Raw genomic sequence first — 24202 nt, forward strand, 5'->3', positions numbered from 1 at the left:
CGTGGCCGCGCACGAGACGGATCCGGAACGCTATCACCGGCTGCCGACCGCTCCGACGCCCGTGCGCGTGGAGAGCGGTCCGTCTCTAAGCGAGAGCGGCTTCGTCGCCGAGGACTCCGAATGGACCCCCTCGGACGCGACGACCACCGGGACGGCGGTCGTCGCGGCGGAGCCGCGGCTGGGGCCGTGGGCCCTCCTGTCGGCGATCGTCGCACTCTTCGCCTCCTTCTTCGTCGGCTGGGGGATCCCCGTCGCGGCGATCTCGGTGATCGCCGCGATCATGACGCTGCGCCGGCCCGACGAGAGCAGGGCGGTGGGGGTCTGGGCGCTCGTGCTGGGCGGCCTGGCGACGCTCTACAGTGCGGGGTGGCTCGTGTGGGCGGCCTTCCGCTTCGGGTGGTTCGGCTGAGGCGTGGACCGCGACGCGCGCGAACGGGAACGCCGTGAGCTGGAGCGGCGGGCTTACGGGCGTGGAGGATCCGGGCTCACGCTCGCCGAGCAGGCGCGGCTCGGCGCGTTGACGAGGCCCTCGCCCGGCGCGGCGCTCGACGCCGACGCGCCGGGAGAGGGCCATGATCGCGCGGACGGGTGGGGTGCTGTCCCTCGTCGGACCGACGGCGCGACGGCGGACGACGGTGCGATGCCGGACGCCGGTGCGACGGCGGACGCCGGTGCGATGCCGGACGCCGATGCGATTCCGGACGACGGTGCGGAGGGCGACCCGGACGACGGCGCGCGGGCGGGCGGTGGTCCGGGCGTGTCCGGTGCCGTCGCGGATCCGCCGCCCGGGATGGATCCGACGCAGAACCCGACCCGCGACGGGTTCCGGCGGCGTCTCCCTCCCCGCCTCGCGGCCTGGATCGCGGCGGGTGCGTGGAGGCGGCCCCGGTGGGTGATCGGAGGTCTCGCGGCCGTCCTGCTGATCGGCGTCGCGCTCGGACTCGCGGTTCCCCGTGCTCCGTCGGTCGCTCTCGCCCTCCTGCCCGGTGAGGACGCCCGTCGTGAGCATGTGCTCGCGACGGCCTCGTTCGATCCGGGATCCCTCATCCTGCTCGCGCGCTCGCAGGGCGCACTGCTCTGGTACGCGACCCAGGGCGACGGTGCGTTCGCGTGCGTGGTCGTCGACACCGAAGAGATCCCCGCACAGCGCAACTGCGTGCCGCGAGAGGCGACCGGCGGGCAGCCCCTGTCCGTCTCGAGCCAGAGCCGCCCCGTCGCCGACGGGACGGTCAGTGGCGACAACGGCATCGTGTTCCTGACCGCGACCGGGGTTCCCGTGGGCTTCCTGCAGCACTGGAGCACGACCGTCACCGCGGACCGCGGCCTGACCGCGCGGGAGCTCGCGTCGCTGCGGCGGATCACCGCGGAGTACCGCCTGCGGAACGTGACCGTGGTGGGCAGGGTCGAGGGAGCGCCCGTCTGGGTCGGTTCGCGGGACGGCGGTGACTCCTGCCTGGTCGTGGAGACGACGATCCTGCACGCGATCTGCGGGACCCCACGGTTCGCGTCGGCGGACGCCGAGCAGAAGCCCGCGCTGACGCTGGAGCTTCCCGCGGAGCCCGGGCGCGAGGCCTCTCGTCTGGACTACTGGATGGGGGCGTCGTCCTACCTCGTCATCACCGAGGGATCCCCCACCGGGGCGGGCTCGACGTTCGGTCCCGCCCCGGCGTCCTGAGGGGTTCGTGCGGCACCGCCGGGCGGTGCAGTGTGCTCAGACCCGGTCGGCGAGGATCGCGTGGCGGGCGTCGCCGATGCGGACGAGGATCAGGGTCGCGCTTCCTGATCCGCGCAGGGCGAGCTTCTTGCGGAACGCGGCGGGGTCCACGTCGACGCCGCGCTTCTTGATCTCGAGCCGTCCGATCCCCGCCGTCCGCAGGGCGGCGCTGATCGCCTTCGCGTTCACGGGCAGCACGTCTCGCACGCGGAACGAGGCGGCGAACGGGCTGCCGGCGGCGGCGTCGGAGGTCAGATAGGCGATGTGCGGATCCAGCATCCCGGCGTCCAGGCGGCGGGCGAGATCGCCGATCAGCCGAGCGCGGATCACCGCGCCGTCCGGCTCGTGGACGTACGCGCCGAGAGGGCGCACCGGCGCATCCTCGGTGTCGGCAGGGGCGGTCAGCTCGTGCGCCCGATCGCCGCGGATCACGAGCGCAGCCCGCCTCACCCCCGGCCGGGCGAGAGTTCCTGACCAGAGCACGAGCTCGACGACGTCGCCGTCCGCGCTCACCCACTGCGCCTCCACGGAGTCGGGGATCTCGTCGCGGTCGTGCGCGGGGCCGAGCTTGATGCCGGTGGGGACCCGTTCCGCGAGCGCGAACGCCCAGTCCAGCGAGGGCGAGTAGTCCTCGGCGGCGACCTTCCGGGTCTCGGTGTGCCCCGCGGTGCGTCGGGCCGGGTCCAGCCAGACGGCGTCGATCCCCGCCCCCGGCGCGTGTTGCGCGGCGGGGGATTCGACCGGACCCGCCGGAGCCGGCGCATTGTCCTCCGCCAACCCGTGCCTGACCTCGACCTCGTCCCCGAACGGCGCGAGGTTGTAGGCGGCCAAGGCCGCCGTCACCTCGTCCGCGTCGACCGCGGTGACCCGCATCCCTGCCCCGGCGAACGCGAGCGCGTCGCCGCCGATGCCGCAGCCGAGATCCCGGACGTGGGCGACGCCGGCGGAGCGCATCCGGCCGGCGTGCCGTGCCGCGACGCCGAGGCGCGTGGCCTGCTCGAGCCCTGCGCGGGTGAACAGCATGCGGGCGGCGAAGTCGCCGAACTTGGCGACCGCTTTCGTGCGCAGCCGTGCCTGGCCGACGACGGCCGAGACGAACTCGGGCGAGAGCCCCTCGGCGCGCATCCGCATCACGGCGAGCGCCGCGGCGTCCGTGGACGCGATCGGCCCCATCCCGTCGAGCGCGCGCAGCGCCTCGGGGGTCAGCAGCGTCCGCAGTTCGCTCAGGTCCACGCCTCCCAGGCTATCGGCGTGGCCGCACGGCCCGATCCGGGGATCCTCGGACGCCGGGGTCGGGGAGCCGTCATCGTTGGCACTCTGATTGCATGAGTGCCAACGATGCGCCTAGACTGTGGTTAGCACTCTCGGGCTGAGGGTGCTAACCAGTCTTGAACCGTCAAGAAAGAGGTAGACCGTGTCGGTTTCCATCAAGCCGCTCGAGGACCGCATCGTCATCAAGCAGGTCGAGGCTGAGCAGGTCACGTCCAGTGGCCTCGTCATCCCTGACACCGCCAAGGAGAAGCCCCAGGAGGGCGAGGTCGTGGCCGTGGGCCCCGGCCGCATCGACGACAACGGCAACCGCGTCCCGCTCGACGTCGCCGTGGGCGACCGCGTGCTGTACAGCAAGTACGGCGGCACCGAGGTGAAGTTCGGCGCCGAGGAGTACCTCGTGCTCTCCGCCCGCGACGTGCTCGCCGTGGTCGTGCGCTGACCTCGTCACGAGTTCGCGCGAAGGGCCCGGATGCCGCGTGCATCCGGGCCCTTCGTCGTCTCCGGTGCCGGCAATAGTGTGGAGCGGTGAACACCGCCCCGCGCAGCGCCTCGTCCCTCGGCGTCCTGGCGGCGGTCGGCGCGTACCTCCTCTGGGGCGTGCTGCCGCTGTACTTCCTGTTGCTCGCGCCCACCGGCGGATGGGAGCTCGTCGCGTGGCGCGTCGGGCTGTCGTTCGTGTTCTGCCTGATCCTGCTCGCGATCACTCGTGGCTGGCGGCCCCTCTTCGCAATCCTGCGGCGACCCCGCCTGCTCGCGCTGACGGCCCTCGCGGGCGTGCTCATCTACGTCAACTGGCAGGTGTTCGTCCTCGCCACGTTGAACGGGAACATCGTCGAGACCGCTCTCGGATACTTCATCAACCCCATCACGACCATGCTGCTCGGCGTCTTCGTGCTCCGCGAGCGGTTGCGTCCGCTGCAGTGGGCGGCCATCGGGATCGCGATCGTCGCCGTGCTCGTGATCGTGTTCGCGCACGGCTCCTTCCCCTGGGTGGCGCTCTCGCTGACGGCGTCCTTCGGCGTCTACGGCCTGGTCAAGAAGAAGATCGGCCCCTCGGTCGATGCGATCAGCGGTCTCACGCTCGAGTCGTTCTGGCTGCTTCCGGTCGCCGTCGTGCAGCTGATCCTCGTCGCGACGACCACGGGGATCACGATGGGGCGGCACGGGGTGCTGCACGCGACGCTGCTCGCGTTCGCAGGCGTGGCCACAGCGGTTCCGCTGCTGCTGTTCGCCGCCGGCACGCGCCGGATCGGGCTCACCGTGATCGGCATGATCCAGTTCATCACCCCCGTCATGCAGTTCCTCGTGGGGGTGTTCCTCGAACACGAGGAGATGCCGTTGTCGCGGTGGATCGGATTCGGGATCGTCTGGATCGCGATCGCGGTGTTCCTCGCGGATCTGGCGCTCGCCGCCCGCCGCTCGCGTCACGCTCCGGACGTCGATCCCGGCGACGCGGTCCCCGATCCGGTGTGACGGGACGTGCGCTGCGACGGCAGTCGTCCGCACGCCCGCGAGGCGGCGTCCGTGGGAATGAAACGCCCAGGCGCGGCGCTTAGAATCGATACACGCGCGCGAGAAGAGGAGCCCCCCACCCCATGGAGCAGCACGACCCGTTCGGCTTTGTCGGATTGACCTACGATGACGTCCTGCTCCTTCCCGGGCACACCGACGTCATCCCCAGCGAGGCGGACACCTCGTCGCGCGTGACCCGCCGGATCTCCGTTGCCACGCCGCTGCTCTCCAGCGCGATGGACACGGTCACCGAGGCGCGGATGGCGATCGCGATGGCGCGCGAGGGCGGCATCGGGATCCTGCACCGCAACCTCTCCATCGCCGACCAGGCCGCCCAGGTCGACCGGGTCAAGCGCAGCGAGTCCGGCATGATCACGGATCCGATCACGACGACGCCCGACGCGACGATCGCCGAGATCGACGCCCTGTGCGCCAAGTACCGCATCTCCGGTCTCCCCGTCGTCGACCCGGAGGGGCGGCTCGTCGGCATCGTGACCAACCGCGACATGCGCTTCATCTCCGGATCCGCCACGCAGACCACCCTCGCGCGCGACGTGATGACCAGCGAGAACCTCGTCACCGCTCCCGTCGGCGTCCCGGCGGAGCAGGTCATCGAGCTGTTCGCGAAGCACCGCGTCGAGAAGCTTCCGCTGATCGACGACGACGGCATGCTCGCGGGCCTCATCACCATCAAGGACTTCGACAAGAGCGAGAAGTACCCGCTGGCTACGAAGGACGACCAGGGCCGGCTCCGCGTCGGTGCCGCGATCGGCTTCTTCGGCGACGCCTGGGAGCGGGCGGAGGCCCTGCGCGACAAGGGCGTGGACATCCTCGTCGTCGACACGGCCAACGGCCAGTCGCAGGGCGTGATCGACCTGGTCACGCGGCTCAAGGCCGATCCCTCCTTCGCGCACATCGACATCATCGGCGGCAACGTCGCGACCCGCGAGGGCGCCCAGGCGCTCGTCGACGCCGGAGTCGACGCGGTCAAGGTCGGGGTCGGCCCCGGCTCGATCTGCACCACGCGTATCGTGGCGGGCGTGGGCGTCCCGCAGGTCACCGCGGTGTACGAGGCCTCTCTCGCTGCGCGCGCCGCCGGCATCCCTGTGATCGCGGACGGCGGCCTGCAGTACTCGGGCGACATCGCCAAGGCGCTCGTCGCGGGCGCCGACGCCGTGATGCTCGGATCCCTCCTCGCCGGCACCGACGAGTCGCCGGGCGAGATCGTCTTCCAGGGCGGCAAGCAGTTCAAGCTCTACCGCGGCATGGGATCGCTCGGTGCCATGCAGACCCGGGGCAAGCAGACCTCGTACTCGAAGGACCGCTACTTCCAGGCCGACGTCCCCAGCGACGACAAGCTCATCCCGGAGGGGATCGAGGGCCAGGTCCCGTATCGCGGCCCGGTCGCGGCCGTGGCGTACCAGCTCATCGGCGGTCTGCGGCAGTCGATGTTCTACGTGGGCGCGCGCACGATCGAGGAGCTGAAGACCCGCGGCAAGTTCGTCCGGATCACGGCGGCCGGGCTCAAGGAGTCCCACCCGCACGACGTGCAGATCGTGGTCGAGGCGCCGAACTACAAGCGCTGAGCTCGGGGTCGAAGCGGGGCCGGTAGGCTGAACACGTGACCCAGGAGATCGAGCTCGGCCGAGGCAAGCGCGCGCGCCGCGCGTACACGTTCGACGACATCGCCGTGGTGCCCTCGCGGCGCACCCGCAACCCGGAGGACGTCTCGACCGCCTGGACGATCGACGCGTTCCCGTTCGAGATCCCGGTCCTCGGTGCTCCGATGGACTCGGTGATCAGCCCGCGCACGGCGATCATGCTCGGTCAGCTCGGCGGCCTGGGCGTGCTCGACCTCGAGGGGCTGTGGACGCGCTACGAGGATCCCGAGCCGCTTCTGGACGAGATCGCGGGCCTCGACGAGGCGACCGCGACGACGCGGATGCAGGAGCTCTACGCCGAACCGATCAAGGCGGAGCTCATCAAGAGCCGTCTCGCCGAGATCCGGGACGCCGGCGTGACCGTGGCGGGATCCCTCACCCCGCAGCGCACCCAGGAGTTCTACCAGACCGTCGTCGAGGCGGGGGTCGACCTGTTCGTCATCCGCGGCACCACGGTCTCCGCGGAGCACGTGTCGAGCGTCGACGAGCCGCTCAACCTGAAGAAGTTCATCTACGACCTCGACGTCCCCGTGATCGTCGGCGGTGCCGCGACCTACACTGCGGCGCTCCACCTCATGCGCACCGGGGCCGCGGGCGTGCTCGTCGGCTTCGGCGGCGGAGCGGCCTCGACGACCCGCGCGACGCTCGGCATCCACGCACCCATGGCGTCCGCCGTCTCCGATGTCGCCGCGGCCCGCCGCGACTACCTCGACGAGTCCGGCGGCCGCTACGTGCACGTGATCGCCGACGGCGGCGTGGGCACCTCGGGGGACATCGTCAAGGCGCTCGCGATGGGCGCGGACGCGGTCATGCTCGGCGTCGCGCTCGCCCGCGCGACCGACGCGCCGGGACGGGGATTCCACTGGGGGCCTGAGGCGCATCACGCCAAGCTGCCGCGGGGCCGTCGCGTCGCCGTCGACGGAGTCGCGACCCTCGAGGAGATCCTCTACGGTCCCGCGCCGGTCGCCGACGGCACCGCCAACCTCATCGGGGCGCTGCGCAAGTCCATGGCGACCACCGGCTACTCCGACCTCAAGGAGTTCCAGCGCGTCGAGGTCGTGCTCTCGCCGTACGAGCGGTTCTGATCCGTCCCGTGTCGTCGCCGCAGCTCCCGGTCGATCCCGGCCCCTCCCGTCCGGATCCGGAGTTTCCGCCGACCCTGCGCGAGGTCATGGTCCGTGGGCGTTGGATCGCGATGCTGCTGCTGTGCCTCGTGGTCGCGGGCGTCTTCGCCTGGCTCGGGCAGTGGCAGCTGGGACGGGCGATCGACTCCAATCCTCCGCCGCCCGACCTCACCGAGTCGGTCACCCCGATCGACCAGGTGGTGAAGCCGGGCCAGTACCTGAACGGTCCGCTCGTGGGGCAGCGCGTCCAGGCCCGCGGATCCTGGGTGCCCGGAGACTTCCTCGTCGTCTCCTCGCGGTTCAACGACGGCGCGGAGGGGTACTGGGTCACGGGGCAGCTGCGGCTCTCGGGCACGGCGCAACCCACCTCGCTCGCGGTCGCCATCGGCTGGGCGCGGGACGAGCGCGCGGCGAAGGCCGCCGTGCAGCGGCTCGAGGAGACCGCGGCGGGCGCGGAGCTCGACGTCACCGGCAGGCTCATCTCGGACGAGGGGCCGGTCGCGCCTCCGCAGGATCAGCCGAACCGCATGGATCGCATGTCGCCGGCCGCGCTCCTCGGCTTCTGGCACGACACGGCGGGGCTGGACGTCTACCGTCCGTACCTGGCATCGAAGACCCCGCTGGCCGGGCTCACGGCGATCTCCTCGCCGGCTCCCGTGCAGCAGTCCCCGATCAACTGGCTGAACATCTTCTACGCGATCGAGTGGGCGGTCTTCGCCGGGTTCGCGTTCTACCTCTGGTACCGCCTCGCCAAGGACGCCTGGGAGCGGGAGGTCGAGGAGTTCGAGGATCGGGTGGCCCCGGAGGCGATCTGAGCCCCCGTTCGTCGACGGTCCCCGATCCTCGGGTGCTCCTCTGAGCAGCGGATCCCGACGGGCTGCGCGTTCGCGCGCGAGGGGGTGACGATTCCGTGTCCTGACGGTGAACAGGCATTCAGCCCTCGCATAACTTCCTTGAAGATCACGCATAGCGTCGCTTATCGTCGGGACTGGCGCTGCCCGGTCGGGCCGGCGCCGTCGGCGGCCCCGACGTGGGCGCCGGCCCCCCGTCCGAGGAGATCGCACCGATGACGCCCGTGCTCCACGACGCGAACCACGACGTTCCCGTCGCCACCCCCAGAAAGCGAGCGCGGCTGTGCGCTCTGGCCGTGACCACGGTCGCCGCGGTGGGCTTCGGCTCCCTCGCGGCTGTGCCCGCCGTCGCCGACCCGTCCGGGACGGGGGTGGTGATCAACGAGGCGTACCTCTCCGGCGGCAGCGCCGGCGCCGCGTTCTCGAACAAGTTCGTCGAGCTCTACAATCCCACCGGCGACGCGATCGTCCTCGACGGCATGTCGCTGCAGTACCGCTCGGCGACGAGCGCGGGCGCGTCCTCCGGCGTCGTGCCGCTCACGGGCTCGATCCCGGCGCACGGGCACTTCCTCGTGCAGGGCGGCAGCAACGGCGCGAACGGCACCGCGCTGCCGACGCCGGATCAGACCAGCGGCCTGAACCCGAGCGGCACCACCGGCACGCTCGCCCTCGTGCAGGGCACGGCCGCGATCACGCTGCCCACCGGATCCGTCGCGGGTACGGCGGGCGTCGTCGACCTGCTGGGCTACGGCACGTCGAACACCTTCGAAGGCTCCGTCGCGAAGGCTCCCGCGGGCAACGCGGACGTGAAGTCGCTGAACAGGGCCGACGGCAAGGATTCCGACGTCAACGCTTCCGACTTCGCCCTCTCCGCGTCGATCACCCCGCAGAGCTCGAAGGACACCGGCACCGACCCGGGGACCGATCCGGGAACGGATCCGGGCACGGACCCCGGAACGGATCCGGGCACGGGGCTCCCCGCCGTGACGAACACGATCGCCGAGGTGCAGGGCACGGGTGACGTCTCGCCCCTCGTCGACAAGAAGGTCACGGTGCAGGGCGTCGTCACGGGTGACTACCGGACCGGTGGATTCAAGGGCATCGCGATCCAGACGCAGGGCACCGGCGGCGACGTGAAGACCGACGGCGCCTCGGACGGCGTCTTCGTATACCTGAACGCCCTTGCGCCGTCGGTCGCGATCGGGGACCTCGTCTCGGTCACGGGAACGGTCTCGGAGTTCAACGGGCAGACGCAGATCAGCCCCACGGCGGTCGGCGACGTCGCCGTCGTCACGGCCAAGGTCGGGGTGCCCGCGCCGGTCGCCCTCCCGGACTCGGTGCTCGGCAGCGCCCGAGAGGCCTACGAGAACATGCTCGTGGCGCCGCGCGGCACGTACCGCCTCGCTTCGAGCCACCAGCTCTACAACTACGGCACGCTGTGGCTGAACGCCGGCGACCTCAACGTCAAGGCCACCGAGGTGTCCCGGCCTGGCCCCGAGGCCGACGCGATCACCGCGCAGAACGTCGCGAAGCGGATCCTGCTCGACGACGGCTGGTCCGCGCAGATCGGCAAGAGCGGCCACACGGGTGGTCAGCCGTACTTCACCAAGGACACCGTCGTCCGCAACGGCGACATCGTGGCCTTCCCCGCCGAGGGCGAGATCCTGCAGTACGGCTTCGGCGACTGGCGCCTGCAGCCGGTCGTGCCGATCGACGGCACGAGCGACGCCTCGCACAAGCCGACGTTCGGTGCCGAGAACCCGCGCCCCGCGACCCCGCCGACCGTCGGCGGCGACGTCAAGGTCGCGTCGTTCAACGTCTACAACTTCTTCACCACGCTGAGCTCCGAGAACGCCGACGCGCGCGGCGCCAAGACCGCGGCGCAGTTCCAGATCCAGCGCTCCAAGATCGCGGCCGCGATCAACGGGCTGGGTGCCGACGTGGTCGGGCTCATGGAGGTCGAGAACGGGCCGAAGTTCGGACTCGCCCTCGACGCCCCGCTGCAGAACCTCGTCGGCGCGCTCAACGACGCCGCGGGATCCGACGTCTGGGACTACGTGCGCACGCCCAAGGCGCTCGACAACCCGGCCATCACCGACGCGATCACCACGGCGATCGTCTACAAGAAGAGCGCCGTGACCCTCAAGGGCGACGCCTCCACGGTGATCGACGAGACGGTGTGGGGCAACGCCCGCGAGCCGATCGCGCAGACGTTCCAGACCAGGAGCGGTCGCGTGCTCTCACTCATCACGACGCACCTGAAGTCGAAGTCCCCGCCGCAGAACGCCGGTGCGGAGCCCTCCGACGGTCAGGGCTTCTTCAACGAGGACCGGGTGAAGCAGGCCAAGGCCGAGCTCGCGTTCGCGCAGCAGATCCAGAAGAACTCCGGCAGCGGAGACGTGTTCCTCGTCGGCGACTTCAACGCCTACGGCAAGGAGGACCCGATCGACGTGTTCGCCCAGGCCGGGTGGACCGACGTCGAGCCGACGTTCGCGAAGGGGCAGTACACGTACTCCTTCGACGGTGAACTCGGATCCCTCGATCACGTGATCGCCTCGCCGTCGGCGGCGAAGGCCATCACGGGTGCGGGCGTCTGGAACATCAACTCGCCGGAGTGGAGCGACCGCGGTTACGCGTTCCCCGCCACCGAGGCCGGAACGCCGTACCGCTCGAGCGACCACGACCCGATCCTCGTCGGCCTCAAGGGCGCCGCGGATCCGATCGACATCGACGTCGCGACGATCAACGACTTCCACGGCCGGATCGAGGCGGACGGTGCCGCCGCCGGCGCCGCGGTGCTCGCGGGTGCGGTCGAGCAGATCAGGGCGCAGAACCCGAACACGATCTTCGCCGCGGCGGGCGATCTCATCGGGGCCTCGACGTTCACGTCCTTCATCCAGCAGGACAACCCGACGATCGACGCGCTCAACGCCGCCGGCCTCGAGGTCAGCGCGGCGGGCAACCACGAGTTCGACCAGGGCTATGCGGATCTGCGCGACCGTGTGGAGAAGCGCGCGGACTGGAAGTACCTGAGCGCCAACGTGTTCCTCACCGACTCGGGAGAGCCCGCGCTCACGCCCGCCTGGGTGAAGGACGTGCAGGGCGTCAAGGTCGGTTTCATCGGCGCCGTCACCGAGGATCTGCCGAGCCTCGTCTCGCCGGACGGGATGAAGGGGCTCGAGGTCCGCAGCATCGCCGACTCGGTCAACAAGGTCGCGAAGCAGCTCAAGGACGGCGATCCGTCCAACGGCGAGGCCGACGTGATCCTCCTCCTCGTGCACGAGGGCGCGACCACCACCGATGTCGCGAGCATCACGCCGGAGTCCCGTCTGGGCAAGATCGTGAACGGCGTCGACAAGAGCGTCAACGCGATCGTCTCCGCCCACACGCACCTGGCGTACAACCACGTGATCGACGGGCGCCCGGTGGTCTCCGCGGGGCAGTACGGCGAGAACCTGGGTCTCATGGACATCAAGGTCGACCCGACGTCCAAGAAGCTGCTCTCGATCACGAACGAGATCAAGCCGCTGACCAAGACGGTCGACGGCAAGGTCGTCGGCGCCTACCCGGCCGATCCGAAGGTGCAGGCCATCGTGGACGCCGCCAAGAAGAAGGCGGACGAGCTCGGCGGTGTCGCCCTCGGGTCGATCACCGGCGATCTCAACCGCGCCCGCCAGAGCGATGGCAAGACGGAGAACCGCGGCGGAGAGTCCACGCTCGGCAACTTCGTCGCCGACGTGCAGAAGTGGTCCACGGGGGCCGACCTGGCGGTGATGAACCCCGGGGGCCTCCGGGCGAACCTCACCTACGCGTCGAGCAGCGCCTCGGATCCCGACGGCAACGTCACCTACCGCGAGGCCGCGACCGTGCAGCCCTTCGCCAACACGCTCATGACGCTGTCGCTCACGGGCGCCCAGCTCAAGACCGTGCTCGAAGAGCAGTGGCAGCCGGCAGGGGCCGCGCGTCCCTTCTTGAAGCTGGGCATCTCGAAGGAGCTCACCTACACGTACGATCCGGCCGCGGCGCAGGGCTCGCACATCACGTCGATGACCCTGAACGGCAAATCGGTCGATCCGGCTGCGTCGTACACGGTCGCGGCGAACTCCTTCCTCGCCGCCGGCGGCGACAACTTCGGCACGCTCGCGAAGGGCACCGGCAAGAAGGACACCGGGAAGGCCGACCTGCAGTCCATGGTCGACTGGTTCGCGGCGAACAAGACCGCGACGCCGGATCTCGCCCAGCGGGCCGTCGGCGCCGTCCTGTCCGCCCCGGCGGACGCGGCCGGCTACAAGCCGGGCGAATCGGTCACGCTGAAGCTCAGCTCGCTCGCGTTCAGCGCGGGGGAGAAGGCTCCCGGCGACGTGGCGGTCTCGATCGGCGGCACGGCGCTCGCCTCCTCCGCGGTCGACGCTGCGGTCAAGGTCGACGCCTTCGACGAGGCGGGCACCGCGACGCTCACCTTCACCGTCCCCCAGGGCCTGAACGGCGCGCAGAAGCTGCACGTCGCCGTGGCCGGCACCGGAACCGCGCTGGATCTGCCGATCACGGTCGCGGGTGAGGTTCCGTTCCAGGGCGCGATCACCCTCGGCGCCGCCACGGTGAAGGCCGGCTCCGCGCTGCCCCTGCGCGGCGACCGGTTCACGCCGGGACAGAAGGTGTCCCTGGAGCTGCGGTCCTCCGCGGGCGCGAAGGCGTCCCTCGGGTCGGTGACGGTCGGCGCCGACGGCACGTTCGCCGCCGCCCCGACGGTGCCGAAGAACACGGCCGCGGGCACCTACACGGTCGCCGCCACTCAGGCGGACGGCAAGGGGGCGACGGCGTCCGTGAAGGTCACGACCTCCGGCTCCGGAGGATGGCTCGGACAGATCCTCGGCTGGCTCTGGGATCTGCTCAAGCGCCTGCTCGGCTGACGCCGCACCCGCCCACGAAGGCCGCCGGAACGTTCCGGCGGCCTTCGTGCGTGCGCGGCGAGGCTGAGCACCGCCGGCCGTGGCGCCGTGCGCACGCCCGGAAAGAGCCGAGCGCGCGGCGATTAGACTGGAGGCATGCCCGAACCGAAAGCCGCGAGCTTCCCGGCCATCCGCGGGGCGCTGAAGTTCTACCAGATCGCCTCGGTGATCACCGGCGTCATGCTCCTGCTCCTGGTCACGGAGATGATCCTCAAGTACACGCCGATCCACCTCGAGCTCTTCGCCGGCGGATCGGGCGGGTTCCTGTCGTTCGCACCCGTCGTCGAGGGGCTGCACGGCGGACTCGAATCGACCGGCGACGGGCTCAACCTCTCGATGGGGATCCTCGTCGCGCACGGCTGGTTCTACGTCGTGTACCTCTTCGCATGCTTCCGCGTGTGGAGCCTCATGCGCTGGCCTTTCCTGCGCTTCATCCTGCTCGCGCTCGGCGGCGTCGTGCCGTTCCTGTCCTTCTTCATGGAGGGCCGCGTCGCCCGTGAGGTCAAGGCGTACCTCGCGCAGCGCGAGGCCGCGGCCTCCGATCCGACCTCTTCGACCACTCCCGCCCCGGAAGGTGCCCGTTGACCGACAACACTCCCGACACCGAGCAGCGCCCCGCCCTCGTCGTCGACTTCGGTGCGCAGTACGCGCAGCTGATCGCCCGCCGCGTGCGCGAGGCCGGCGTCTACAGCGAGATCGTGCCGCACACCGCGACGGCCGCCGAGATCGCCGCCAAGAACCCGGTCGCGCTGATCCTCTCCGGCGGTCCGTCGTCGGTGTACGAGGAGGGCGCCCCGCAGCTCGACCCGGCCGTGTTCGAGCTCGGCGTGCCGACGCTCGGCATCTGCTACGGCTTCCAGTACATGGCGCGCACCCTCGGCGGCGAGGTCGCCAACACGGGTCTGCGCGAGTACGGGGCGACCGACGCGATGATCCCGATCAACGACTCGTCCCTGCTGGGCGGCCAGCCGGCGGAGCAGAACGTATGGATGAGCCACGGCGATCAGGTCGCGCAGGCGCCCGAGGGCTTCGCGGTGCTCGCGTCCACCCCGGCCACGCCGGTCGCGGCGTTCGCCGACGAGGAGCGGCGGTTCTACGGCGTGCAGTGGCACCCCGAGGTCAAGCACTCCGACCACGGCCAGGAGATCATCGAGAACTTCCTGCACAAGGGAGCGGGCCTCCCCGCCGACTGGAACAGCGACAACGTGATCGCCGAGCAGGTCGAGCGGATCCGCGCCCAGGTGGGCGACGCACGCGTGATCTCGGCGCTCTCCGGCGGCGTCGATTCGGCCGTGTCCACGGCGCTCGTGCACAAGGCCATCGGCGACCAGCTCACCGCGGTGTTCGTCGACCACGGCCTGCTGCGCAAGGGCGAGCGGGAGCAGGTCGAGCGCGACTACGTGGCGTCCACGGGCGTGCGGCTCATCACGGTCGACGCGCAGGACACGTTCCTCGGACACCTCGCCGGGGTCACCGATCCGGAGACCAAGCGCAAGATCATCGGACGCGAGTTCATCCGCGCGTTCGAGAAGGTGCAGCGCGATCTCGTCGAGGAGGCCAAGGCCACCGGCGAGAAGGTGAAGTTCCTCGTGCAGGGCACGCTCTACCCCGACGTCGTCGAGTCCGGCGGCGGATCCGGCACGGCGAACATCAAGTCGCACCACAACGTGGGCGGCCTCCCCGACGACCTCGACTTCGACCTCATCGAGCCGCTGCGCACCCTGTTCAAGGACGAGGTGCGCGCGATCGGCCGCGAGCTCGGCATCCCCGAGGCCATCGTCGGACGTCAGCCGTTCCCCGGGCCGGGTCTCGGCATCCGGATCATCGGCGAGGTCACCCGTGAGCGGCTCGAGATCCTGCGCGACGCGGACGCGATCGCCCGGGAGGAGCTTTCGCTCGCCGGCCTGGACCAGGCGATCTGGCAGTGCCCCGTCGTGCTGCTCGCCGACGTGCGCTCCGTGGGTGTGCAGGGCGACGGCCGCACGTACGGCCATCCGATCGTGCTGCGGCCGGTGTCCAGCGAGGACGCCATGACCGCGGACTGGACGCGTCTGCCGTACGACGTGCTCGCCAAGATCTCGAACCGCATCACGAACGAGGTGCGCGAGGTCAACCGCGTCGTGCTCGACGTCACGTCGAAGCCGCCGGCAACCATCGAGTGGGAGTGATCCGGTCGGCCCGGCGGGCCGGCCCCGGCGTCAGCCGAGGCGTCTGAGCGCTTCGCGGCGGCTCAGCGGGGACAGCGTGGGATGCGCCTCGACGAAGGATCGGACCCATTCGGGATCGCTCCGCGCATAGTCGCGCAGTGCCCAGCCGATCGCCTTGCGCACGAAGAACTCCCGATCGTCGAGGTTCGCTTCGACCACGTCCGTGAGGAGCGCGCGGTCGGTGGACTCCCGCCGCAGCAGCTGCGAGATGATCGCGGCGCGGCGGATCCAGAGATCCTCGTCGCCCGCCCAGACGCGCAGCTCGACGGACATCGCCGCGGGATGTGCGTCGAGCAGGTCGACGAGCCGATGCGCCGCTTCGTCCACATGGTCCCACCAGGCGCCCGTGCGGATCGTCTCCTCGTGGACGGGCAGGAGTTCCAGGTCTCCGCGCAGCAGCGGAAGGGCGAGGATCGCCTGCGCCGCATAGCGCTCCTCGCGGTACTCCGCCGCACGCCAGAGATCGAGGGCCGCGTCTCGCAGCTCCTCGGGGTCGGTGACCCCCTTCACGACCTCGCCGGTGATGTGCCGCACCTCGGGCACGCGGACGCCCAGGAACGGCATCTCCGACTTCATGTAGGCCCGCTGGCCGGAAGCGCGGACCGGATCGGCCGCGGCACGCAGGGCGGCGCGGATCTCGGAGGGCAGCCCATCGATCATCCCCGGATGCTACCCCGGGACGAAGCGCGGACGACGACGGCCGCCCTCCCGGGGGAGAGCGGCCGTCGTGCGTATCCCGGAACCGCGGGGACGTGAGCCGGATTAGTTGCTTCGGGCGATCGCGATCATGCGCAGGATCTCCACGTAGAGCCAGACGACGGTCACCATGATGCCGAAGCCGCCGAGCCAGCCGTACTGACGGGGAGCGCCGTTGCGCACGCCCTGCTGGATCTGATCGAAGTCCATGACGAGCGAGTACGCGGCGAGGAAGACGACGAGCACGCCGATGATGAGGCCGAGCGGGATGCCGGCGACCTTCGCGCTGTACAGGCCGAACATCTGGTTGGCGGGCAGCACGTTGAAGACCATCAGCACGACGTTGAGCAGCGAGAAGACGAGGTAGCCGAGCATCGCGATCATCACGATCTTGGTCATCTTCGCCGAGGCGCGGACCTTGCCGCTTGCGAACAGCGCGAGGGTCACGGCCACGACCGCGGCGGTGGCGAGGGTGGCCTGCAGCACGATGCCGGGCCACAGCACCTCGAAGAACGCCGAGATTCCGCCGACGAAGAGGCCCTCGAACGCGGCGTAGGCGAAGATCAGCGCGGGGCGGACCTTCTTGCGGGACGTGAACGTCACGACCATCGCGAGGACGAAGCCGCCGAGCGCGCCGACGAGCCACGGCCACATCGCGACGGCCGGGGTGCTGGTCGCGTCGGCACGGGGGACCGCGACGCCGCCGAGGGTGAAGAACCACCCGATCGCGGCGAAGACGAGAAGGATGCCGAACAGGCCGGCGGTCTTCCACACGGTGTCCTCGACGGACATCCGGTTGGTCTCGAGGGATCCTGCCGACGGCGCGGAGTACATCCCCTCGAGCTGGGCGTTCACGGCGGCCTGCTGGGCGGCGGCGGCCTGTCCGGCGGGCGGCGGCGGCGCGTACTGGCCGGCGGCCGGGTTGCCCGGATAGGTCGCAACGGCGCGCGGATCCTGCTTCTTGAACGCGGGGTTGTTGAACGCGAAGTTGCTCATGGTCGGCCTCACTCCTCAGAAGTGGTGGTCATCTTCCCTCCACGATAGCGGCCGGAGCCGTGGATTGGTCAGGCGTACGCTGAGAGCGTGACCCGAAGGACCCCTCTCGACGGCCCTCCCCGCCCGCACCCGCTCGTGATCGGTCATCGCGGTGCTCCCGGCTACCGTCCGGAGCACACCGCCTCCTCCTATCGGCTCGCGTTCGCGATGGGCGCGGACGCCGTCGAACCGGACGTCGTCGCCACCCGGGACGGGGTGCTGGTGATCCGCCACGAGAACGAGATCTCCGGGACCACCGACATCGCCGATCACCCGGAGTTCGCGGACCGGCGGACGACGAAGGTCATCGACGGCGAGACGCTCACCGGGTGGTTCACCGAGGACTTCGACTGGACCGAACTGCGCACCCTCTCCTGCCGGGAGCGGCTGCCCGCACTGCGGCCGGGGTCCGCCGGGTTCGACGACAGCGAGCCGATCCTCCGGCTGTCGGACCTGCTGGCCCTGGTCGGGGAGGCGTCGGCCGAGCACGGACGCGAGCTCGGCGTGGTCCTGGAGGTCAAGCACGCCACGTACTTCGCGTCGATCGGGCATGACCTCGCCGCGCTCCTCGCGCGCGATCTGCGCGAGGCAGGCTGGGCGGCGGGCGAGCATCCGCTGTGGATCGAGTCGTTCGAGCAGACGGTGCTCGGCGCGCTCGCCCTGCGCGATGTCGTCGCGCCTCGCGTGTTCCTCGTCGAGGCCGCGGGAGCCCCGGCCGACCTCGTCGCCCGGGACGGAACGGTCGCGGCCACCTACGCCGACGCGCTCACCCCGGCCGGTCTGGACGGACTCGTCGGAGCGGTCGACGGCATCAGCGTCGACAAGCTCCTCCTGCTGCGGCCGGACGGCGCGGCGCTCGTCGAGGCGGCCCGGGCGCGCGGCCTCATGGTCTTCGTGTGGACGTGCCGGCCCGAGAACGCCTTCCTCGATCCCCGCTTCCGCGGCCCGGGCGGCGAGGCCGATCCCGGAGCCTTCCGGGAGGAGTGGGCGGCCATCTCCGCGACCGGCGTGGACGGTGTCTTCGTGGATCAGCCGGACCTCGGCGTGGCGTTCTTCCGGCCCTGACCGTCCGGCCTTCCACGGCTGAGCGTCCGGACTTCCGGGGCTGAGCGTCCGTCCTTCCGGGCTGACGGTCGGGACACCCACGGCTGCCCCCTGGCACAACGCAGGAGTTCCGGGCGTTTCGCTTGCCGCCTCACGGCGTTTCCGCCTGAATCTCCTGCGTTGTGCACGCCGGCGCGCGCGAGTCGTGCGCCGAGGGGAAGGGGGAGCCGAGGGGAAGGAGGGGAGAGGGGTGCGTCGACGGGGCTCGGAGCACCGGGCAGCAATCCCCGGTGTTCTCTCTGCGTCTCCTATGCTGATGCCATGAACGTCGATCCAGGGGGTGGGATCCTCGTCGAGGACGTCGCGCGGGCCTTCGGGGCCGTGCACGCCGTCCGGGGCGCGAGCTTCGTCGCGGCGGAAGGGCGGGTCACCGGCCTCGTCGGACCGAACGGCGCAGGCAAGACCACGCTGCTGCTCATGCTCGCGTCCCTGCTCGCGCCGGACCGCGGACGGATCCGGATCGGCGGGACGGATCCGGTCACCGATCCGTCCTCTGCGCGTCGCGTGCTCGGGTGGATGCCCGACGCCCTCGGCGCCTGGCCGTCGCTCACGGTCCGCGAGAGCATCGAGACGACGGCCCGGCTCTACGACCTCGGGCGCGACCACGCGCGGCACCGGGCCGAGGAGCTCATCGCTCTCGTCGGTCTCGGCGACCTCGCCGCCTCGCCCGCGAAGGTGTTGTCGCGCGGCCAGAAGCAGAAGCTCGGACTGGCGCGCGCGCTCGTGCACGACCCGCGTGTGCTGCTGCTGGACGAGCCCGCATCGGGCCTCGATCCGCTCGCCCGCGTGGAGCTCCGTGAGCTGCTGCGCCGCCTCGCCGCCGAGGGACGCACGATCCTCATCTCCAGTCACGTGCTGTCGGAGCTCGAAGAGGTCGTCGACGACACGGTGTTCCTCGTCGCCGGAGAGGTCGTGCCTCCGCCGTCGCCGCAGGCGCGGCCGTGGCGGATCCGCACGATCGGGGATCCCGCACTCCCGGATGACGTCGACGAAGCGGAGCGGGTGTCTGGGCGCGTCGCCCGCGCGCTCCGGATCCCGAGGGACGCGGTGGGCAGCGACCGCGGCGATCTGCTCGTCACGTTCGCGGACGAGCGCGCGGCGGCGGACGGACTCGCCGCGCTCGTCGCCGGCGGCTTTCGGGTGAGCGCCTTCGCTCCCGCTCAGAGCGAGCTGGAACAGTCCTTCCTCGCGTTGGGGGAGGGACGATGAGCGCCGCACGGATCTGGACCATCGCCCGCCTGGAGCTCACCCAGCGGCTCCGCAGCGTCGGCTGGTACATCCTGCTCGGAGTGTTCGCGCTGGTGCTGCTGATCGTCACGGTGCTGACGATCCTCGCCTTCGCGGCCTCGGCCGGCGGAGGCGGCGCCGCACCCGGCTCGTGGGTCTTCTCCGCGATCGTCATGCTGGTGCTGCTGCTCGTCGTCCTCATCTCGCCGACGCTCAGCGGCTCCTCGATCAACGGCGACCGGGATGCGGCGACGCTCGCCTCGGTGCAGACGACGCTCGCGAGCACCGGCGACATCCTGCTCGGGAAGCTGCTGGGCGCCGTCCTCACCGGCACGGCGTTCCTCCTGGTGTCGGTGCCGTTCCTCGTGGTCTCGATGTTCGCCGGGGTCGTGCGCCCGGACGTCCTGCTCGTCTCCTTGCTCGTGCTGGCGGCGGAGATCGTGATCGTCGCAGCGATCGGCGTGGGCTGGAGCGGACTCGTGTCGAGGCCGCTGTTCTCGGTCGCCAACACCTATCTCGTGATCGCGGCGCTCACCGTCGGCACCCTCATCGCCTTCGGTCTCGGCGGGGCGCTGATCCGCACCGGGACGACGTACCAGTACCGCCTCTACGACGAGACCGGCGCGCCGATCTGCGATCACTGGGAGCGGAGTACGAGCCAGACGCCGCGATACGACGCGGTCTGGGGCATCCTGGCGGCGAATCCGTTCGTGGTCCTCGCCGACGCCACACCGAGCACCTTCGACGAGCGTGGCTACCCGACCGACCTGTTCTCCACGCTCAAGGTGGGGATCCGCTCCGCGCAACTGCCGCCCCAGAACGCACCCTGGGACGACTGCCACCCCGGCGTGAACATCCAGAAGACTCCGGAGCAGACGGTCGCAGCGACCGTGCCGAGCTGGTTCGTCGGGCTGGGCATCCAGCTGGTCCTCGCTGCCGCCCTGTTCGCCGGCGCGTGGGCGCGCACGCGAACGCCGGCGAGGAGACTTCCCCCCGGGACGCGGATCGCCTGATCCCGGCGCGGTGTCGGCGGCCCGATCTAGACTTGAGGGGTCATGAGCGAAGCCCCTTCCCCCGTCGTCCTACCGCCCGGATCCGGTCCCCGATCCGCTCCGTCCCCCTCCGGTGCGCCGTCGGACGACCTGCTCGCCGGGCTCAATCCGCAGCAGCTCGACGCCGTGACCTATCGCGGGCAGGCGCTGCTCATCGTCGCGGGCGCGGGATCGGGGAAGACGAGCGTGCTCACCCGTCGGATCGCGCTGCTGCTGCGCCAGCGGGAGGCGTGGCCGAGTCAGATCCTCGCGATCACCTTCACCAACAAGGCAGCGGGCGAGATGCGCGAGCGCGTGGAGCAGCTCGTCGGCGACGCCGCGCGGGGCATGTGGATCTCCACCTTCCACTCGGCCTGCGTGCGCATCCTGCGACGCGAGGCCGAGCAGTTCGGGTTCACCAGATCGTTCACGATCTACGACTCGGGCGACTCGCGGGCGCTCATCAAACGACTGGTCAAGGACCACGAGGCGGATGCGTTCGGATTCACGCCCGCTGCGGTGCAGTCCCGCATCTCGAAGCTCAAGAACGAACTGCAGGATGCGGAGTCCTACGCCCGGCAGGCGAACATGTCCGATCCCGCGGAGCGGGTCTTCGTCGAGGTCTTCGCCGACTATCAGCGACGGCTGCAGAAGGCCAACGCCTTCGACTTCGACGACCTGATCGGCCAGACCGTCTACCTTTTCCGCGCCTTCCCGCAGGTCGCCGACGTCTACCGGCGTCGGTTCCGGCACATCCTCGTCGACGAGTACCAGGACACCAACGCCGCGCAGTACGCCCTCATCCACGAGCTCACCCGACCGGTGCAGGGGAGCGCGCCCGAACCGTATGCCTCGAACGGCATGATGATCTTCGAGCCGGATCCGCAGGAGGCCGCCGGCGCGGAGCCGGGGGCCGCGCTCACCGTGGTCGGCGACTCCGATCAGTCGATCTACGCGTTCCGCGGCGCGGACATCCGCAACATCAGTGAGTTCGAGCGCGACTTCCCGGGGGCCAAGGTCGTGCTGCTCGAACAGAACTACCGGTCGACGCAGAACATCCTCTCCGCCGCCAACGCCGTCATCAGCAACAACTTCGACCGCAAGGACAAGAAGCTCTGGAGCGACAAGGGCGCGGGGCACGCGATCGTCGGCTTCACGGGCTACTCGCAGCACGACGAGGCGCAGTTCGTCGCCGACGAGGTCGAGGCGCTGCGACGGGCGGGAATGCCCTACGGCGAGATGGCGGTGTTCTACCGTACGAACTCGCAGTCGCGCGCGCTGGAGGAGATCTTCATCCGCGCGGCCGTTCCCTACAAGATCATGGGCGGCACGAAGTTCTACGAGCGTGCCGAGATCAAGGACGCGCTGGCCTATCTCGTCGCGGTCGCGAACCCGGCCGACGAGATGGCGGTGCGACGGATCCTCAACCGACCGCGGCGGGGTATCGGCGACGTCACGGAGACGGCCATCGCGCGGTTCGCGGAGGAGCACGGATTGAGCTTCCGGGATGCGCTGGCGCATCCGGCTCAGGTCGGCGTCGGCCCCAAGCTGCAGGCGTCGATCGCCCAGCTCGACGCCGTGCTCCGCGAGGCCTCGGACATCATGGTTCCCTCCAGCGGCGAGGTCGCGCCGCCCACCGCCGTCGCAGAGGGGTTGACCCTGCTCATGCAGAAGAGCGGCTACCTGGACGCACTGCGCGCGAGCCGGGATCCGCAGGACGAGGCGCGTCTGGAGAACGTGGACGAGCTCATCGCCGTGACCCGGGAGTTCGCGCGGAACAACCCGGAGGGCACGGTCGCCGACTTCCTGGCCGAGGTCGCGCTGGTCGCCGACTCGGACGATCTGGACGACGAGTCCGGGGTGGTCTCGCTCATGACCATGCACACCGCGAAGGGGCTGGAATTCGACGCGGTGTTCGTCACGGGCGTCGAAGAGGACCTCATCCCGCACCGGATCTCGGCGAACGAGCCCGGGGGGCCGCAGGAGGAGCGGCGTCTGTTCTACGTGGGCATCACCCGCGCCCGGCAGCGTCTGCATCTGTCGCTCGCGATGACTCGTGCCCAGTTCGGCGAGGTGTCCGTGGCGATGCCCAGTCGTTTCCTTCAAGAGATCCCCGGGGAGCTCATCGACTGGCGTCAGTCGCCCGGCGACGTGAACTCGCGCGGGGGCACGCAGTCGCGGGCGCTCAACGCCCGGCGCCCGGGCGGCTTCGGCGGATCCGGCGGCGGGTCCGGCGACCGGTTCGCGGCGCGGGCGCTGCCGAAGCGCGAGGGTCTGACCCCCCTCTCGACCGCGATGGACAAGTTCCCGAACCGGGTCACCGCGAAGGTGCGCGACAACGGCGACCTCGAGCTCGCGGCGGGAGATCGGATCCGCCACGACGACTTCGGCGAGGGCAGGGTCGAGGCGATCACGGGCGAGGGCGCCAAGCGCATCGCCCACGTCCGCTTCGACGCCGCGGGCCAGAAGAAGCTCCTCGTCAAGATCGCTCCCATCGCCAAGATCTGACCTCGCCGGGATCGCCGTAGCCCTCGCCGAGGATCCGGTTAGGCTGGCGCAATGGCTCTCTTCTCGCGACGCAAGAACCACGACGACGCCTCAGGATCGGGGGATGCCGCCGCGGCGGTCGACGGTACGGAGACGGAGGCGCACGCTGCCGCCGGCGCAGTCGACGAGGCGTCCGCCCCGGTCGTGAACGTGTCGGTGCAGGCCTTCCGCGGGCTCGGTACGCCCGCGGGCCCCGACGTGAGTGCCCCCGTCGACGCACCGGAGGCGGGATCGGACCTGCTCGACCCCGTGCCGGACGACGTGCCGCAGACGGTGGACCCCGCGCAGGCGCCCGTGGCCGGAGGCCGCCCGCCGCTTCCGCTCGCCCCCGCCGATCCGCCGGAGCCGACCGAGTCGATCCCCGGGATGCCGGACAACGTGCTGCTCCGCGAGGCCCTGGCCATGCTCGGCGAGGACGCGAGCCAGGCGGAGCTGCTCGGGGTGCTCCGACAGTCGCTGCAGGGCAACCTGTTCCTCAGCGTGCACGGCGATGCCGGTGAGCAGATCAAGGAGGGCAAGCCCCTCTCGATCGCCGTGGTCAACGACGGCGAGAACTCCTTCATGCTCGCCTTCAGCACCGCCGCCGCCGTGCGGGACTCCGTGCTGCAGAACGAGGCCGACCCGACGGAGACCTCGGCGGTGATCCAGCCCGTCCAGGCCGTCTACCAGCAGGTCGTGCAGGGACCGTTCGCCGGCCTCATCATCGACAACGCGTCGGCGCCGAACCGGGTCGTCTTCCCGTCCGAGATCCTGCAGAAGGCGCTCGAGGAGGGCGACCCCGATTTCGCACTCAAAACGCTGCTCGCGGCGCCGCGAGACGCCGGATCCGAGGTCGGCATCGCCGAGGCGCTGACCACGGCGCGGCTGTGGGTGGCGGTCAGCGACGTCGACGGCAATGGCCAGTTCGGCATCGCGGAGGCGCACACCCCGGACGGATCCCGCTACCTGCAGCTGTTCAGCCACCCGCTGGAGATCATCGCGCTGGGCCGCGGCGATCAGCCGATGCCGTTCAGCGCCGAGCAGCTCGGAGCGGTCATCGCCGAGCACCCCGAGATGACGGGCGTGCTGATCGACGCGGCAGGGCCGGCGATCGCGGTGCATCGCGACGCGCTCGGCTCCGTGGTCGCTCTCGCACCGACCGACTGAGCAGCGGGGAGCCTTACCGACCGCGGCGATCGGAAAACGACAGGAGCGCGCCGGGAAATCAATCGGCGACAGGTCTCGCTCGAAACGGGACACCGTCCTTGCATGCCGATATTTCGGGATGCAGGA

At 70.6% G+C, this 24202-nt stretch carries 18 protein-coding genes; 15 read left to right on the forward strand and 3 right to left on the reverse strand.

All coding sequences use genetic code 11. The features are described 5' to 3' along the window. Position 1: 1 nt before the first annotated feature. Complete coding sequence (locus Q0P88_RS08950; RefSeq protein ID WP_295013248.1) at positions 2 to 409, forward strand: hypothetical protein; 408 nt, start codon at positions 2 to 4, stop codon at positions 407 to 409. Between the two features lie 3 nt (positions 410 to 412). Continuing rightward, on the forward strand, positions 413 to 1675 hold the full coding sequence (locus Q0P88_RS08955; RefSeq protein ID WP_295013250.1) for a hypothetical protein: 1263 nt from the start codon (positions 413 to 415) through the stop codon (positions 1673 to 1675). A gap of 36 nt (positions 1676 to 1711) precedes the next feature. Here Q0P88_RS08955 and Q0P88_RS08960 read toward each other — a convergent pair whose 3' ends face one another. Then, complete coding sequence (locus Q0P88_RS08960; protein WP_295013252.1) at positions 1712 to 2947, reverse strand: class I SAM-dependent methyltransferase; 1236 nt, start codon at positions 2945 to 2947, stop codon at positions 1712 to 1714. A 181-nt stretch (positions 2948 to 3128) separates the two neighbouring features. On the opposite strand from Q0P88_RS08960, the gene groES reads away from it, so the two are divergent. The 8 genes from groES (at position 3129) to guaA (ending at position 15251) form a co-directional block, all read left to right on the forward strand. Beyond that, positions 3129 to 3425, forward strand: a complete 297-nt coding sequence (gene groES / locus Q0P88_RS08965; protein ID WP_295013254.1) for a co-chaperone GroES — start codon at positions 3129 to 3131, stop codon at positions 3423 to 3425. Between the two features lie 86 nt (positions 3426 to 3511). Further along, on the forward strand, positions 3512 to 4459 hold the full coding sequence (rarD, locus tag Q0P88_RS08970) for an EamA family transporter RarD (protein ID WP_295013256.1): 948 nt from the start codon (positions 3512 to 3514) through the stop codon (positions 4457 to 4459). A 122-nt stretch (positions 4460 to 4581) separates the two neighbouring features. Further along, positions 4582 to 6084: an IMP dehydrogenase gene (gene guaB / locus Q0P88_RS08975; RefSeq protein ID WP_295013258.1), complete on the forward strand. Its 1503-nt coding sequence runs from the start codon at positions 4582 to 4584 to the stop codon at positions 6082 to 6084. A 35-nt stretch (positions 6085 to 6119) separates the two neighbouring features. Continuing rightward, complete coding sequence (locus Q0P88_RS08980) at positions 6120 to 7244, forward strand: GuaB3 family IMP dehydrogenase-related protein (protein ID WP_295013260.1); 1125 nt, start codon at positions 6120 to 6122, stop codon at positions 7242 to 7244. Between the two features lie 86 nt (positions 7245 to 7330). Next, positions 7331 to 8098, forward strand: a complete 768-nt coding sequence (locus Q0P88_RS08985) for an SURF1 family protein (RefSeq protein ID WP_295013388.1) — start codon at positions 7331 to 7333, stop codon at positions 8096 to 8098. Positions 8099 to 8349: 251 nt separating this feature from the next. Continuing rightward, entirely contained in the window at positions 8350 to 13044 is a 4695-nt protein-coding gene (locus Q0P88_RS08990; protein ID WP_295013262.1) for an ExeM/NucH family extracellular endonuclease, read from the forward strand. A gap of 135 nt (positions 13045 to 13179) precedes the next feature. Beyond that, the gene (locus Q0P88_RS08995) at positions 13180 to 13668 is read left to right on the forward strand and encodes a DUF3817 domain-containing protein (RefSeq protein ID WP_295013264.1); all 489 of its coding nucleotides are present in this window, start codon (positions 13180 to 13182) and stop codon (positions 13666 to 13668) included. Beyond that, complete coding sequence (gene guaA, locus Q0P88_RS09000; protein WP_295013265.1) at positions 13665 to 15251, forward strand: glutamine-hydrolyzing GMP synthase; 1587 nt, start codon at positions 13665 to 13667, stop codon at positions 15249 to 15251. The genes Q0P88_RS08995 and guaA overlap by 4 nt, the downstream gene beginning before the upstream one ends. Positions 15252 to 15281: 30 nt before the next feature. Here guaA and Q0P88_RS09005 read toward each other — a convergent pair whose 3' ends face one another. Then, complete coding sequence (locus Q0P88_RS09005) at positions 15282 to 15950, reverse strand: DNA alkylation repair protein (RefSeq protein ID WP_295013267.1); 669 nt, start codon at positions 15948 to 15950, stop codon at positions 15282 to 15284. Positions 15951 to 16052: 102 nt separating this feature from the next. After that, entirely contained in the window at positions 16053 to 16982 is a 930-nt protein-coding gene (locus Q0P88_RS09010) for a Bax inhibitor-1/YccA family protein (RefSeq protein WP_295013269.1), read from the reverse strand. Between the two features lie 87 nt (positions 16983 to 17069). Between Q0P88_RS09010 and Q0P88_RS09015 the strand changes: the two genes are divergently transcribed. The 5 genes from Q0P88_RS09015 (at position 17070) to Q0P88_RS09035 (ending at position 24076) form a co-directional block, all read left to right on the forward strand. Beyond that, entirely contained in the window at positions 17070 to 18086 is a 1017-nt protein-coding gene (locus Q0P88_RS09015) for a glycerophosphodiester phosphodiesterase family protein (protein WP_295013271.1), read from the forward strand. 300 nt (positions 18087 to 18386) lie between these two features. Beyond that, positions 18387 to 19334, forward strand: coding sequence for an ABC transporter ATP-binding protein (locus tag Q0P88_RS09020; RefSeq protein WP_295013293.1), 948 nt, complete (start codon positions 18387 to 18389; stop codon positions 19332 to 19334). Beyond that, a complete protein-coding gene (locus Q0P88_RS09025; protein WP_295013295.1) occupies positions 19331 to 20365 on the forward strand; it encodes an ABC transporter permease in 1035 nt (344 codons plus the stop codon). The genes Q0P88_RS09020 and Q0P88_RS09025 overlap by 4 nt, the downstream gene beginning before the upstream one ends. A gap of 42 nt (positions 20366 to 20407) precedes the next feature. Then, the gene (locus tag Q0P88_RS09030) at positions 20408 to 22891 is read left to right on the forward strand and encodes an ATP-dependent helicase (protein ID WP_295013297.1); all 2484 of its coding nucleotides are present in this window, start codon (positions 20408 to 20410) and stop codon (positions 22889 to 22891) included. A 51-nt stretch (positions 22892 to 22942) separates the two neighbouring features. Further along, complete coding sequence (locus Q0P88_RS09035) at positions 22943 to 24076, forward strand: SseB family protein (RefSeq protein ID WP_295013299.1); 1134 nt, start codon at positions 22943 to 22945, stop codon at positions 24074 to 24076. The last annotated feature ends 126 nt before the right edge of the window (positions 24077 to 24202 follow it).

It is taken from the genome of uncultured Microbacterium sp. (genome assembly GCF_945952435.1).
Classification (GTDB): Bacteria; Actinomycetota; Actinomycetes; order Actinomycetales; family Microbacteriaceae; genus Microbacterium.

Excerpts from the sequence above, each read along its gene's own strand:
- Q0P88_RS09005 (WP_295013267.1), bottom strand. The coding sequence starts at position 15,950 with ATGATCGATGGGCTGCCCTCCGAGATCCGCGCCGCCCTGCGTGCCGCG.
- Q0P88_RS09030 (WP_295013297.1), top strand. The coding sequence starts at position 20,408 with ATGAGCGAAGCCCCTTCCCCCGTCGTCCTACCGCCCGGATCCGGTCCC.
- Q0P88_RS09010 (WP_295013269.1), bottom strand. The coding sequence starts at position 16,982 with ATGAGCAACTTCGCGTTCAACAACCCCGCGTTCAAGAAGCAGGATCCG.
- guaB (WP_295013258.1), top strand. The coding sequence starts at position 4,582 with ATGGAGCAGCACGACCCGTTCGGCTTTGTCGGATTGACCTACGATGAC.
- Q0P88_RS09025 (WP_295013295.1), top strand. The coding sequence starts at position 19,331 with ATGAGCGCCGCACGGATCTGGACCATCGCCCGCCTGGAGCTCACCCAG.
- Q0P88_RS08995 (WP_295013264.1), top strand. The coding sequence starts at position 13,180 with ATGCCCGAACCGAAAGCCGCGAGCTTCCCGGCCATCCGCGGGGCGCTG.
- Q0P88_RS09020 (WP_295013293.1), top strand. The coding sequence starts at position 18,387 with ATGAACGTCGATCCAGGGGGTGGGATCCTCGTCGAGGACGTCGCGCGG.
- Q0P88_RS08985 (WP_295013388.1), top strand. The coding sequence starts at position 7,331 with ATGGTCCGTGGGCGTTGGATCGCGATGCTGCTGCTGTGCCTCGTGGTC.
- Q0P88_RS09035 (WP_295013299.1), top strand. The coding sequence starts at position 22,943 with ATGGCTCTCTTCTCGCGACGCAAGAACCACGACGACGCCTCAGGATCG.
- Q0P88_RS08990 (WP_295013262.1), top strand. The coding sequence starts at position 8,350 with ATGACGCCCGTGCTCCACGACGCGAACCACGACGTTCCCGTCGCCACC.